The sequence below is a fragment of the Streptomyces sp. NPDC054765 genome, from assembly GCF_053612065.1.
Genome location: NZ_JBSHBP010000002.1, coordinates 199754 through 213424, shown reverse-complemented (window position 1 = coordinate 213424; position 13671 = coordinate 199754). Strand labels below are relative to the sequence as shown.

Here is a 13671-nt window from a genome sequence, read left to right as displayed (position 1 = left end):
TTCGCGCAGTGTGCCGACCCGCTCGCGCGCCGTCCTCATACCGCACGCCACGGACCCCACACTGCGCCGCTGTCCCAATTCTCCCTCTTAACGGCTATATACGGGGTAAAGCCCAGGCCAGGGGACGGTCGGGCGCGTCGGGCCGACGGTATGGGACCGCCGGGCCGCGCCCCGCCTACCGGGCGAGCTGCGCCAACCCCTCCGTGGCAATCCGCTCGAAGACGGCGATATCGGTCTCGAAGACCGAATCGGCGATCGGCCAGTGGAGGACCAGCTCGTCGATGCCCAGCTCGGCATGACGCCCGGCGAAGTCGACAAAGGCGTCCACGGAGTCCAGCGGACGGTCCGGAGTGAAGCCGGTCAGCATGATCTTCCGCAGGTCAGCGAGGTCCCGGCCCTGATCCGCGCAGGCCTTCCCCAGCCGTTCGAGCTGTCCGCGGACCGCCTCGCGCGACTCGTCCGGCGTACCGCCCCCGTTGGAGACCTTGGGGTCGCCGGTCGTCACCCAGGCCTGGCCGTACTGGGCGGCCAGCTTCAGCCCGCGCGGCCCGGTGGCCGCCACCGCGAACGGCAGCCGCGGCCGCTGCACACAGCCGGGGATGTTGCGCACCTCGTGCGCGGAGTAGTGGTCGCCGGCGTAGGAGACGACATCCTGGGACAGCAGCCGGTCGAGCAGCCCGACGAACTCGGCGAAGCGGTCGGCCCGTTCCCGCGGCGCCCACGGCTCCTGGCCGAGCGCGGTGGCGTCGAAGCCGTTGCCGCCGGCGCCGATGCCCAGGGTGATCCGGCCCTCGCTGATGTCGTCGAGCGAGATCAGCTCCTTGGCGAGAGTGACCGGGTGCCGGAAGTTCGGCGAGGTGACGAGGGTGCCCAGCCGCATCCGGGAGGTCGCGGCGGCGGCCGCGGTCAGCGTCGGAAGGGCGCCGAACCAGGCCTGGTCGCGGAAGCTCCGCCACGAAAGGTGGTCATAGGTGTACGCGGCGTGGAAGCCCAGTTCCTCAGCGCGCTGCCAGACCTCCCGCCCGCCTTCGGACCAACGGCGGACGGGGAGTATCACGGTGCTCAGTCGCATACCCCCGAGCGTACGGCCGTCCGGACGGTACGGATGATGCGCCTCCGTGGCATGGACACATCCGTCCCCGCTGCCCGCACTCCGTCCCCGGCCGCCCGTACGCCCTCGCCCCGGCCCGGCCCGGCCCGGCCCGTCCCGGCCCGGCCACCGTGGGCTCATGCCCGCAACCCGCCGTGGGCTCATGCGCGCAACCCACCGCACGCTTGTGCACGGCGGTACGGGAAGATGGCCCCGTGACTGATGCCCCCGCCACGCCACCACGGGCGCCCGAAACGACCGTTGTGCCCCGGCTGATCGCCACCGACCTCGACGGCACCCTGCTGCGCGACGACAAGACGGTCTCCGGCCGGACGATCGCCGCGCTCGCCGCCGCGGAGCGGGCCGGCATCGAGGTGTTCTTCGTCACCGGGCGCCCGGCCCGCTGGATGGGCGTGGTCAGCGACCATGTACACGGTCACGGCCTGGCAATCTGCGCGAACGGCGCGGCCGTCGTCGACCTGCACCGTGGGGGCCGGATCGTCGAGGTCAGCCCCCTGGAGCGGGCCGTCGCCCTCGCCGTCGTGGACGCGCTGCGCAGCGCCGCGCCCGGCACCTCGTTCGCGGTCGAGCGCACCGGCGGCATCCACTACGAGCCGCAGTACCCGCCGCTTTTCCTGGACCCGGCCGCGGTCGTCGCACCTGCGGAGAAGCTGCTCGCCGAGGACTTCGTCACCACGCTGTGTCCGCACACGGCCGCGGCCGACGATGTCCGCGGGCCGCACGCCCCGTCCGAGGGCACCGACAGCTCCCTCGATCCCGCCGGCCCGGCCTTCCCCGACCAGCCCGTGATCAAGCTCCTGGCGCACCACCCCGAACTGGACCCCGACGCCTTCCTCGCGCTGGCCCGTACGGCGGCGGGCGGTCTCGCCTCCTTCACCCGCTCCAGTCCCACCGCCCTCCTGGAGATCAGCGGGCCCGGCGTCAGCAAGGCCGGCACCCTCGCCCACTGCTGTGCGGAGCGCGGTATCTCCCCGCAGGAGGTCGTCGCCTTCGGGGACATGCCGAACGACATAGAGATGCTGACCTGGGCCGGTACCTCCTACGCCATGGCCAACGCGCACCCGGACGTGCTGGCCGCCACTACGGGCCGGACCGAGTCCAACAACGACGACGGCGTCGCGGCCGTCATCGAGCGGATCCTGCAAAACGGCCCCCCACGGGCCGACCGGTAGCGGTGAGGCGGGGGCGCCACGGCGGCCGCCGCCCTCGCGTCCACGCCCGCAGCCGTCCCGCCCCCTCACAGCGGCGCCTCCCACCTGACCGTCGTCCCCGTGCCGTCCTCGCCCAGCCCCGGGCCGTACGAGCTGGAGCCGCCCAGCGACTCCGCGCGCTTGGCGAGGTTCTTGAGGCCGCTGCGGCGACCACCGTCCGAGATGCCGATGCCGTCGTCGGCGACGGTCAGGCGGACTCCGTCGGTGCCGTCCGGAAGCCGGATCGTGGCGTCGACGACGACCTCGATCCGGGAGGCCTGGGCGTGCCGGAAGGCGTTCGACAGCGCCTCGCGCAGTGCGGCGATCAGGTTTTTGCCGGTCAGCTCGCCGACCCGGGAGTCGACCGGGCCGATGAAGCCGGCCGACGGCTGGAAGCCGAGGGGGACGGCGGCGGTGCCGGTCTCGCGCAGGACCCGGGTCCGCAGACCGGACGGCGCCTCGGCCGGGCCCTGTTGAAGGGCGAAGATCGCGGTTCTGATCTCCTGAATGGTGACGTCCAGCTCGTCGACGGCCTTGCCGACGCCCTGTGCCACCTCGGGCACCACGGATCTGCGCTGGGCGCTCTCCAGGATCATGCCGGTCGCGAACAGCCGTTGAATGACGAGATCGTGCAGGTCACGGGCGATCCGGTCGCGGTCTTCGTAGACGGCGAGCCGCTCGCGGTCGCGCTGGGCGTCGGCCAGCACCAGCGCCAGCGCGGCCTGCGCCGCGAACTGGGTGGCGAGCGTCCGCTCGGCACCGGTGAACGGGCGCGCGCCCCGGGACCGCGGTGTCGCAAGGGTGCCGAGCACCCGGCCGCCGCTTTTGAGCGGCAGCATCATGCTGGGGCCGAAGCGGGCCGCGATGTCCGTGACCATCCGGGGGTCGGTGGCCGAATCGTGCACGAACACCGGTTCCCCGGCGAGGAGTTGTTCGGCCACCGGGCTGTCCGGCGGAATCTGTGTCCCCATGATCCCGGTGGGGTCGTCCGCCGAGACCGCGACGATCTCCAGACCGCCCTCCTCGTCGGGCAGCAGCACGATGCCGGCCGCCGAATCCGCCAGCTTGCGGGCCTGCTCGGCGACCACCGCGAGCGCATCGTCGACATCGCTGCCGGCCAGGAGTTCGGTGGTCACCGCCACGGAGCCGTCGATCCACCGCTCCCGCTGCCGGGTTGCCGCGTGCAGCCGGGCGTTGCCGATCGCGATCCCGGCCTCGGTGGCCAGCACCCGCATCATGTGCAGGTCTTCCTCGCTGAACTCCCCGCCGTCGCGCTTCTCCGTGAGATAGAGGTTGCCGAAGATCTCGCCCTGGACGCGGATCGGCACCCCGAGGAACGTCCGCATCGGCGGGTGTCCGGGCGGGAACCCGGCCGAGCGGGAGTCCTGCGTGAGGTCATCGAGGCGCAGCGGCTTGGGATCATGGATCAGCGCGCCGAGCAGGCCCTTGTGACCGTCGGGCAGCGCGCCGATCCGCTCGTGCACATCCGTGGTCACGCCGTACGTCACGAAGTCCGACAGCCCGTCGCGGGCATCGTCGATGATCCCGATCGCGGCATAGCGGGCATCGGCGAGTTCGGCGGCGGTCTCCGCGATCCGGTCCAGGGTGATGTGCAGATCAAGCCCCGCGCCGACCGTACGCATCGCTTCCAGCAGCTGCGGCACCCGGGCGGTCAGCTCGGACGACAGGCCCTGCAGACTGCGGGTCGCCTCGGTGGCGGCGTCCATGGGGTCGGGAACCGCGTTCGCGCCCACGCTCCCGAGATCCCTGGGGTCCGAGGGCGGGGGTTCTGCCATGGCTGCCATGCCTTGAGCCTAATAAAGGCTGTTTTCAGGGGAAAGTTCAGTTATGCGGAGGGGGGCGGCGGCGTGGCCCGACCGTCGCCGGGGGGCCGAGTCCGGCGCACATGGCGACGGCACGGCCGGGCGCGGGACGAAGCCGGGGCACGACATGGCCGGGGCCGGAGCACGGCATGGCCGGAGCCGGGACGAAGCGGTGCACGACACCGGACCGCCGGGTGCGGGACGAGGCCGGTGCCCGGTGCCCTGTCTCCTGCCGCCCGCCCCGTGTCGGCCTTACGCCACCGGCTGCGCCCCGCCGTACGCCGCGTCCACCGCCCGCTCGCGCTCCAGCATCCGCCGGAACGGGCCGTCGGCCGCGGCCAGCTCCGCGTACGTCCCGCGCTGCACGGCTCGCCCCCGGCCCAGGACCAGTACCTCGTCGACCGCGTCGAGGCCGGTGAGCCGGTGGGTGATCAGGACCGTCGTACGGCCCGCGGTCGCGGCCAGCAGATCGGCGGTCAGCGCATCGGCGGTGGCCAGATCGAGGTGTTCGGCGGGCTCGTCCAGGACGAGCACCGGGAAGTCCGCGAGCAGCGCACGCGCCAGGGCCAGTCGTTGCCGCTGGCCACCGGACAACCGGGCGCCGTGCTCCCCGACCATGGTGTCCAGGCCGTCGGGCAGGCTCCGCACCCAGTCCGCGAGCCGCGCCCGGCCGAGCGCGTCCCAGAGGTCCTGGTCCTCGTCGCCCGAGATGTCGTGCCGGTCCCGGCGGGCGAGCTTGAGGTTCTCCCGCAGCGAGCTGTCGAAGAGGTGCGCGTCCTGCGCACACAGCCCCACCAGGCGCCGGACCGCATCACCGTCCACCGTCCGGGCATCCGTGCCACCCAGCGTGTACGTCCCCGACTCCCGGTCCAGGAAGCGCAGCAGCACCTGCGCCAGCGTGGTCTTGCCGGAGCCGGACGGGCCGACGACGGCGAGCCGGCGACCGGACGCCACGGTGAAACCGACGCCGTCCAGGGCCGGCCGGTGCTGTCCCGGGTGGCGCGCGGTCAGATTCCGTACCGCAAGCGGGAACGGCGTCTCGGGAGCGTCGGCCGGGGAGACCGGCTCCTGCACCGGGACCGGGGCGTCCAGCACCTCGAAGACCCGCTCGACGGCATGCCGGGTACGCCGCCGGTACTGCACGGCGAGCGGCAGCCCCGCCACCGCCTCGAACGCGGCGAGCGGCGTCAGCACGACGACGGCCAACGCCACACCCGGCAACCGGCCCGCGTGGACGGCCTGGACACCGGCCACCGCCGCCGCGGCGACCGTCAGCCCGCACAGCAGCGCCGACAGCCCCGCGCCGGTCCCGGCCACGGCGGCCGAGCGGGAGGCGATCCGGGTCAGGTCCCGGTCCGCGCGCCGCACCGATTCCGTACGGGCAGGAAGGGCACCGGCCACCGTCAACTCGGCGGTGCCGGTGAGCACATCGACGACACGGGTGGCCAGCCGTCCGCGCGCCGGGGCCAGTTGGCGCTCCGCCCGCCGGGCCAGCGCACCCGAGAGCGCCGGCACCGCCACCCCTGCGAGCAGCAGTCCGGCGGCGAGAATCGCACCGGCCTCCGGCAACAGCCATCCGGTGAAACCGACCGCGCCCGCGCCGACCAGCGCTGCCGCCCCGACGGGCAGCAGCCAGCGCAGGAAGTAGTCCTGCCCCGCGTCGACATCGGCCACCAGCCGCGACAGCAGATCGCCGCGGCTGCGCTCCTTGAGACCGGCCGGCGCCAGCCGCTCCAGCCGCCGGAAGACGGCGACGCGTACATCGGCGAGCATCCGGAACACCGCGTCATGGGCGACCAGCCGCTCGGCATACCGGAAGACCGCACGGCCGATACCGAACGCCCGGGTCGCGGTGACCGCCACCATCAGATACAGCACCGGTGGCTGCTGCGCGGCCCGCGAGATCAGCCAGCCGGAGGTCGCCATCAGGCCCACCGCGCTGCCCAGCGCAAGGCTCCCGAGCAGCAGCGCCAGCGCGAACTGCGCCCGATGGGCACGGGCCGTCCGGCGCAGCCGGGTGAGTGCCGAGCCCCGGGAGAGGGCGGCCTCGGTGCCGGGTTCCGAGGACGGCGCGCCGTCCTCAGCCGGCTCTTCGGGCACACTGTCCGCTTCCGGGACCCCGGCCGCTGATCCGCCGGAGCCCCGGCCCCCGGCCGCCGGGTCCGCGGCCACCACCACGGCCGTCTCCAGGGGCGACGCCGCCGCGGCCACCCCGGCGCGCGGGCCCGCATCCACCGCGCCCATCGCCTCCGCCGTGCCCGTCGGCCCCGCCGGGTCCGGCAGCCGTACCACCCGGTCGGCCACCGCCAGCAGCGCCGGCCGGTGGACGACCAGCAAAACCGTGCGACCGGCAGCGAGCCGGCGGACCGCGGCCACGATCGCCTCCTCGGTCTCGCCGTCGAGGTTCGCGGTGGGCTCGTCCAGGAGCAGGACCGGGCGGTCGGCGAGGAAGGCGCGGGCGAGCGCGAGGCGCTGGCGCTGGCCGGCGGAGAGCCCGGCACCGGACTCGCCGAGGCGGGTCGCCATACCGTCCGGGAGCGCGTCGATGAAGTCCCGTGCGCCCGCGTCGCCCAGAGCGGTGCGTACCGCGGCGTCGTCCGCGTCCGGCCGGGCCAGCCGTACGTTCTCGGCGATGGTGCCGGCGAAGAGGTGCGGGTGCTGCGGCACCCAGGCGATCCGCTGCCGCCAGCTGTCGGGGGAGAGCGAGGCGATGTCCCGGCCGTCGACGAGGGCCCGGCCGCGGTACGGCTCGGTGAAGCCGAGCAGCACGCTCAGCAGTGTGGACTTGCCGGCGCCGGAGGGACCGACCAGCGCGACGGTCTCGCCGGGCCGGACCGCGAACGAGGTCGCTGGGAGCGAGTCGGCACTGCGACCGGGGTGGCGGACCACCAGGTCCTCGACGGCCAGCGCGGTGCCCTCGGGCGCGGGTGCGGTGCCGGTGGTACGCAGCGGTGTCTCCAGTACCGCAAAGACCTCCTCCGCGGCCGAGAGCCCCTCGGCCGCGGCGTGGTACTGCGCGCCGACCTGCCGCAGCGGCAGATACGCCTCGGGCGCCAGCACCAGCACCATCAGGCCGGTGTAGAGGTCGAGTTCGCCGTTCACCAGCCGCATCCCGATGCCGACCGCGACCAGCGCGACGGAGAGGGTCGCGAGGAGTTCGAGCGCGAAGGAGGAGAGGAAGGCGATCCGCAGGGTGCGCAGCGTGGCCCGGCGATAGGCGCCGGTGATGGCCCGGATGGAGGCGGCCTGGGCCTTGGCCCGGCCGAAGACCTTGAGAGTCGGCAGGCCCTCGACAACATCGAGGAAGTGGCCCGACAGCCGGGCGAGCAGCCGCCACTGGCGGTCCATCCGCGCTTGGGTGGCCCAGCCGATGAGGATCATGAACAGCGGGATCAGCGGGAGGGTGAGGACGATGGTGAGCGCCGAGATCCAGTCACCGGTGACGATCCGGGCCAGCACCGCGAGAGGGACGACGACGGCCAGTCCCAGCTGCGGCAGATAGCGGGCGAAGTAGTCGTCCAGGGCGTCGATACCGCGGGTGACGAGGGTGGTGAGTTCGCCGGTGCGCATCTCCAGGGTTCCCGCACCGGCGAGTGTGCCCGCACCGGCGGCCTCCCGGTCCTGAGCGCCGTCGTCCGTACGGCCGGTCACCGCGCCGGGCCCCAGCCGGGCCGCCCGCTCGATCAGCCGCATCCGCAGCTCGGACTTGACCGCCGCTCCGGCGCGGTGCGCGGCCAGCTCGGTGAGCCAGGAGACCAGGCCACGCCCGACGGAGACCGCGGCGAGCAACGCCAGCGGCGTGGTCAGGGCGCCGAGACCGAGATCGTGCTGGAACGCCCCGACCACGATCTCGGCGATCAGCATGGCCTGGCCGATGACCAGGCCCGCTCCGGCAAGCCCGAGGACCACCACCGCGACCAGGAAGCCGCGGGTGGCGTGGGCGTAGCGGAGCAGACGCGGGTCGACCGGTTTCACGTGAAACATCCGTCCTGCTGAGCCGCCCCGGAGGGCGGCGGCTCAGCTAGTGGGCATCGGCGATGTGCTGGGTACCGATTCGCTTACGGAACACCCAGTACGTCCACCCTTGGTAGAGCATCACCAGCGGTGTGGCGAAACCGGCACACCACGTGATGATCTTCAAGGTGTAGGGGCTGGACGAGGCGTTGCCGACCGTGAGGCTCCAGCTCTCGTTCAGCGTGGACGGCATGACGTTCGGGAAGAGCGTCAGGAACAGCATCGCGACCACGGCGACGACCGTGATGCCGGAGAAGGCGAACGCCCAGCCCTCCCGCCCGAGCTTGTTGGCCCAGAGCGCCGCGACCAGCGCGACGACCGCGACGATCATGGTGATCAGGCTGGTGCCGTCGCCCTTGTCGGCCTGGGTCCAGCCGAGGAAGCCGGCCACCGGCACCAGGGTGACCGGTCCGAGGACGGTCACCATCCGGCGCGCCCGGTCCCGGATGTCACCCGTCGTCTTGAGCGAGGCGAACACCGCACCGTGGAAGGTGAACAGCGTCAGCGTGACCAGCCCGCCCAGGATCGCGTACGGGTTCAGCAGGTCGAGCACGCTCCCCGCATATTCCTTGTGTGCGTCGATCTTGACGCCGTGCACGATGTTGCCGAACACGACGCCCCACAGCACCGCGGGCAGCAGCGAGGCCCAGAAGATCGCGTTTTCCCAGTTCCGCTGCCAGTGCTCCTCGGTCCGCTTGGCGCGGTACTCGAAGGCGACCCCGCGCACGATCAGGCACACGAGGATCAGCAGCAGCGGCAGGTAGAAGCCGGAGAAGAGGGTGGCGTACCAGTCGGGGAAGGCAGCAAAGGTCGCACCGGCCGCGCTGATCAGCCAGACCTCGTTGCCGTCCCAGACCGGGCCGATGGTGTTGATCAGTACGCGCTTCTCACGCCGGTCGCGGGCAAGGAGCTTGGTGTGGATGCCGATTCCGAAGTCGAAGCCTTCGAGGAAGAAGTACCCGGTCCAGAGGACGGCGATAAGGACGAACCAGACGTCGTGGAGTTGCACAGTCGCCTCCTAGTACGAGAAGGCCATCGGCCGGTCGGCGTCCGTGCTGTCGCCGCCGATCTTGGTGGGCGGGTTGAGGTCGGAGTCGGTGAGCTCCTGCGGACCGGCCTTGATGTACTTCACCAGCAGCTTGATCTCGACCACGGCGAGGATCGCGTAGAGCGCGGTGAAGACGATCATCGAGGTGATCACCTCGCCCTGTGAGACGCCCGGGGACACCGCGTCCGAGGTGCGCAGCACGCCGTAGACGGCCCAGGGCTGGCGGCCCATCTCGGTGAAGATCCAGCCCCACGAGTTCGCGATGAGCGGGAAGCCGAGGGTGACAAAGGCGAGCGACCAGTACCACTTGCTCAGACGGGCACCGAGCACCTTGTTCTTGGTGAGCGCGAGATGCGGTGGCTCCTCGTCCCCCGTACGCAGCCCCGGTGCCAGCCAGAACTTCTTACGGGTGAGCCAGAGCCCGGCGAGCCCGATGGCGAAGGACGACATCCCGAAGCCGATCATCCAGCGGAAGCCCCAGTAGGCAACCGGGATGTTGGGCCGGTAGTCGCCGGGGCCGAACTTCTGCTGCTCGGACTTGTTGACGTCGTTGATGCCGGGGACCGGCGAGGTGAAGTCGCTGTGCGCGAGGAAGGAGAGCAGGCCGGGTATCTCGATGGCGACGGTGTTGTGGCCCTTGTCGACATCGCCGTAGGCGAAGACCGAGAACGGCGCCGGCTGTTCCTTGTCCCACAGCGCCTCGGCCGCGGCCATCTTCATCGGCTGCTGCTTGAACATGACCTTGCCGAGCGAGTCACCGCTGACCGCGGTGAGGATGCCCGATATGACCAGTGTGATCAGCCCGAGCCGCAGCGACGTCCGCATGACCTTGATGTGCTTCTTGCGCATCAGATGGAAGGCGGCGATGCCGACCATGAACGCGGCGCCGGTCAGGAAGGCCGCGGTCAGTGTGTGGAAGGCGACGACCAGGGTGGTGTCCTGGGTCAGCACCTTCCAGAAGTCGGTCAGCTCGGCACGGCCGTTCGCGGCGTTGTACCGGTAGCCGACCGGGTGCTGCATCCAGGAGTTCGCCGCGAGGATGAAGTAGGCCGACAGGATCGTGCCGATCGAGACCATCCACATGCAGAAGCAGTGGATCTTCTTCGGCAGCTTGTCCCAGCCGAAGATCCACAGCCCGATGAAGGTGGACTCGAAGAAGAACGCGATGAGCGCCTCGAAGGCCAGCGGGGCGCCGAAGACGTCTCCGACGAACCGCGAGTAGGCGGACCAGTTCATACCGAACTGGAACTCCTGGACGATGCCGGTGACGACACCCATCGCGATATTGATCAGAAACAGCTTGCCCCAGAACTTGGTGGCCTTGAGGTACTTCTGCTTACCCGTCCGTACCCATGCGGTCTCGAGTCCGGCCACCAGAGCGGCGAGGGAGATCGTCAGGGGGACGAACAGGAAGTGGTAGACGGTGGTGATGCCGAATTGCCATCGCGCCAGAGTCTCTGGCGCCAACGCCAGCTCCATGCCGTGCTCCTTACGTCGCCGTTTGCACTACGGCAGTGCCCTGTATGCACCACATAAAGCGGCACATACAGGGACGCGCTTGTGAACGCGTTCACATTCACAAGCAATTATCTCCTACGGGTCTCAGCCATCTCCGCCGGGGGTACGTGACTGCGGTCACCCCGGATTCCAGGCCCTGCGACGCCCGCCCTCCGCCCCGTCCTGGGCCGCATCCACGGCGGCCACCGCGCCCTGACCACGCTCCGCGCAGTGGCGGAAACCGGGCACCCACGACGCGGGGCCGCAGGTCAGCAGACCCACGGCCCCGGAGCAACGTCGTGCGACGTTGGTGCCACGCCTTACGAACGGCCTACAGCGCCTTGCGGAACTCCTCCGCGGCCTGCAGGAACAGGTCCATCGCCGGGCTCTCGCCGATCGTCACCCGTACGCCCTCGCCGGCGAACGGCCGTACGACCACCCCGGCCCGCTCGCACGCCGCCGCAAAGTCGGTCGTACGGTCCCCCAGCCGCAGCCAGACGAAGTTCGCCTGGGTCTCCGGGACGGTCCAGCCCTGCCCGGTCAGGCCGTCCACGACCCGTGCCCGCTCGGTCACCAGCGCATCGACCCGCTCCAGCAGCGCCGCCTCGCAGCGCAGCGACGCCACCGCCGCCTCCTGCGCCAGCTGGCTCACTCCGAACGGCACCGCCGTCTTGCGCAGCGCGGCGGCCACCGGCTCATGGGCCACCGCAAAGCCGACCCGCAGTCCCGCCAGGCCGTACGCCTTGGAGAAGGTACGCAGCACACACACATTGGGGCGGTCGCGGTAGAGCTCGATGCCGTCCGGCACCTGGGGATCGCGCACGAACTCGCAGTACGCCTCGTCCAGCACCACCAGGACATCGCCGGGCACCCGGTCCAGGAAGGACTCCAGCTCCGCACGGCGCACGATGGTGCCGGTGGGGTTGTTGGGGTTGCAGACGAAGATCAACCGGGTCCGGTCGGTGATCGCGGCGAGCATCGCGTCCAGGTCGTGCACCTCGCCCGAGGTCAGCGGGACCTGCACGGAAGTGGCGCCGGAGACCTGGGTGACGATCGGGTACGCCTCGAAAGACCGCCACGCGTAGATCACTTCGTCGCCGGGCCCGGCCGTCGACTGGACCAGCTGCTGGGCCACACCGACCGAACCGGTGCCGGTCGCCAGATGCTCCAGGGGCACCGAGAACCGCTCGGACAGCTCCGCCATCAGGCCCGTACAGGCCAAGTCCGGGTAACGGTTGAAGGAGCCAGCCGCGGTCACCGCGGTCTCCAGGACCCCCGGCAGCGGCGGATAGGGGTTCTCGTTGGAGGACAGCTTGTACGTGACGGGGCCGCCGGCCGCCGCCGGCCGGCCCGGCTTGTAGGTGGGGACGCCGTCCAGCGCGGCACGCAGCTTCGGGCTCTTCTCGCTCACCGCAGGTCCTCCTCGACCGTCCGCTTCTCCCATACTGCACACCTTATGAGGATTGACCCGTTCGGCGGCAGCCCCGAACCGCCGCCGGGCCCACGCATCCCCCTGCCCGCCGCCTGGAAAGCCCCGCGCAGATCCTCCAGGGGGCGCCGTCCAATCCGGCGTGCGCCGGTGGCTTACGCCCTGGCGCGCATCCCCCGTCAAGGTGACTTGAGACCCCGTCGAGGCCTGAACCGATCGATAGGTGGAGGCACCATATCTCCCCCTGAACGATCAACTATTCCGCCAACTCCCTTTGTTTTCCCGAGAATTGCGCATTGATCGCCATGCAGAAACGTACCTCTTCACAGCCATCGGCCATGACCCGCGAATGGCCCTAATGAGCCCTACTATCGGCTCGCCATGACAGCAGCAGGGAAGCACCAGGTGAGCCGGTCGACCGGCCGCCGGCTGGGGCGGGCGGGCATCCGGGACGTGGCCGCCGCAGCCGGTGTGTCGATCACGACCGTCTCCGACGCGCTCAACGGCAAGGGCCGGCTTCCGGATGCCACCCGTAGCCATGTCCGCGAGGTGGCCGACCGGCTGGGCTATCGCCCGTCCGCAGCCGCCCGCACCCTCCGTACCGGCAAGTCAGGTCTCCTCGGACTGACCGTGACCACATACGGGGATGAGCCTTTCACCTTCACCGAATTCGCGTACTTCGCCGAGATGGCCAGAGCCGCCACCTCCGCGGCCCTGGCCCGCGGCTATGCGCTGGTCATCCTCCCCGCGACCTCCCGCCACGACGTGTGGTCCAACGTCGCCCTGGACGGCACCGTCGTCATCGACCCCGCCGACGGCGACCCCGTCGTCACCGAACTCGTCCGGCACGGCATCCCCGTCGTCTCCGACGGCCGCCCCGGCGGCGCCCTGCCCGTCACCGGCTGGGTCGACAACGATCACGAGGCGGCCGTCCTCGGTCTGCTCGACCATCTCGCCGACGCCGGCGCCCGCCGCATCGGACTGCTCACGGGCAACACCACCGACACCTACACCCGGCTGTCGACCACCGCCTATCTGCACTGGTGCAAACGCGTCGGCCAGGATCCGGTGTACGAGTCCTACCCGGCACACGACCCGTGCGCGGGCGCGGTCGCCGCCGACCGGCTGCTGGCCCGCCCGGACCGCCCGGACGCCGTCTACGGGCTCTTCGACCCCAACGGCACGGACCTGCTCGCCGCCGCCCGGCGCTACGGCCTGAGAGTGCCGGAGGACCTGCTGCTGGTCTGCTGCAGCGAGTCCACCCTCTACGCCGCCACCGAACCGCCCGTCACCACACTGTCCCTCAAGCCGCGCCGCATCGGGACCGCCGTCGTGCAGATCCTCATCGACGCCATCGAAGGCCTCGACAACGGCCGGCCCGTCGAACAGGTGATACCGACCGACCTGATCGTCCGGGCCTCGTCCCAGCGACGTTCGCCGAGAACGACCGTCAGTCCACCACGAGGACCCACCGGCGACTGAGCGTGCTCCCACATACGGGCGACGGGTCGATCTCTTCGACGAGGAAAAAACCGGGTGATCCCGGGATAAATCAGCAG

The 13671-nt window shown here is 71.1% G+C and carries 8 protein-coding genes; 2 read left to right on the top strand and 6 right to left on the bottom strand.

The features are described 5' to 3' along the window. Positions 1-175 precede the first annotated feature (175 nt). Positions 176-1072: an LLM class flavin-dependent oxidoreductase gene (locus ACWGJY_RS02545; RefSeq protein WP_453258949.1), complete on the bottom strand. Its 897-nt coding sequence runs from the start codon at positions 1070-1072 to the stop codon at positions 176-178. Between the two features lie 233 nt (positions 1073-1305). On the opposite strand from ACWGJY_RS02545, the gene ACWGJY_RS02540 reads away from it, so the two are divergent. Continuing rightward, complete coding sequence (locus ACWGJY_RS02540; RefSeq protein ID WP_453258948.1) at positions 1306-2283, top strand: HAD hydrolase family protein; 978 nt, start codon at positions 1306-1308, stop codon at positions 2281-2283. 65 nt (positions 2284-2348) lie between these two features. Here the strand turns inward: ACWGJY_RS02540 and ACWGJY_RS02535 are convergent, their stop codons facing one another. From ACWGJY_RS02535 to hisC, 5 genes are all read right to left on the bottom strand, one after another. Beyond that, on the bottom strand, positions 2349-4028 hold the full coding sequence (locus tag ACWGJY_RS02535; protein ID WP_453259046.1) for a sensor histidine kinase: 1680 nt from the start codon (positions 4026-4028) through the stop codon (positions 2349-2351). Positions 4029-4376: 348 nt separating this feature from the next. Continuing rightward, positions 4377-8108, bottom strand: a complete 3732-nt coding sequence (cydD, locus tag ACWGJY_RS02530) for a thiol reductant ABC exporter subunit CydD (protein WP_453258947.1) — start codon at positions 8106-8108, stop codon at positions 4377-4379. 37 nt (positions 8109-8145) lie between these two features. After that, positions 8146-9147, bottom strand: a complete 1002-nt coding sequence (cydB, locus tag ACWGJY_RS02525; protein WP_453258946.1) for a cytochrome d ubiquinol oxidase subunit II — start codon at positions 9145-9147, stop codon at positions 8146-8148. Between the two features lie 9 nt (positions 9148-9156). Next, the gene (locus ACWGJY_RS02520; RefSeq protein WP_453258945.1) at positions 9157-10665 is read right to left on the bottom strand and encodes a cytochrome ubiquinol oxidase subunit I; all 1509 of its coding nucleotides are present in this window, start codon (positions 10663-10665) and stop codon (positions 9157-9159) included. Between the two features lie 349 nt (positions 10666-11014). Continuing rightward, the gene (gene hisC, locus ACWGJY_RS02515) at positions 11015-12094 is read right to left on the bottom strand and encodes a histidinol-phosphate transaminase (protein ID WP_453258944.1); all 1080 of its coding nucleotides are present in this window, start codon (positions 12092-12094) and stop codon (positions 11015-11017) included. Between the two features lie 399 nt (positions 12095-12493). On the opposite strand from hisC, the gene ACWGJY_RS02510 reads away from it, so the two are divergent. Next, entirely contained in the window at positions 12494-13594 is a 1101-nt protein-coding gene (locus tag ACWGJY_RS02510; protein ID WP_453258943.1) for a LacI family DNA-binding transcriptional regulator, read from the top strand. The last annotated feature ends 77 nt before the right edge of the window (positions 13595-13671 follow it).

Coding starts and splice junctions, on each gene's coding strand:
- ACWGJY_RS02545 (WP_453258949.1), bottom strand. CDS start 1,072: ATGCGACTGAGCACCGTGATACTCCCCGTCCGCCGTTGGTCCGAAGGC.
- ACWGJY_RS02535 (WP_453259046.1), bottom strand. CDS start 4,028: ATGGACGCCGCCACCGAGGCGACCCGCAGTCTGCAGGGCCTGTCGTCC.
- cydD (WP_453258947.1), bottom strand. CDS start 8,108: ATGTTTCACGTGAAACCGGTCGACCCGCGTCTGCTCCGCTACGCCCAC.
- ACWGJY_RS02520 (WP_453258945.1), bottom strand. CDS start 10,665: ATGGAGCTGGCGTTGGCGCCAGAGACTCTGGCGCGATGGCAATTCGGC.
- ACWGJY_RS02510 (WP_453258943.1), top strand. CDS start 12,494: ATGACAGCAGCAGGGAAGCACCAGGTGAGCCGGTCGACCGGCCGCCGG.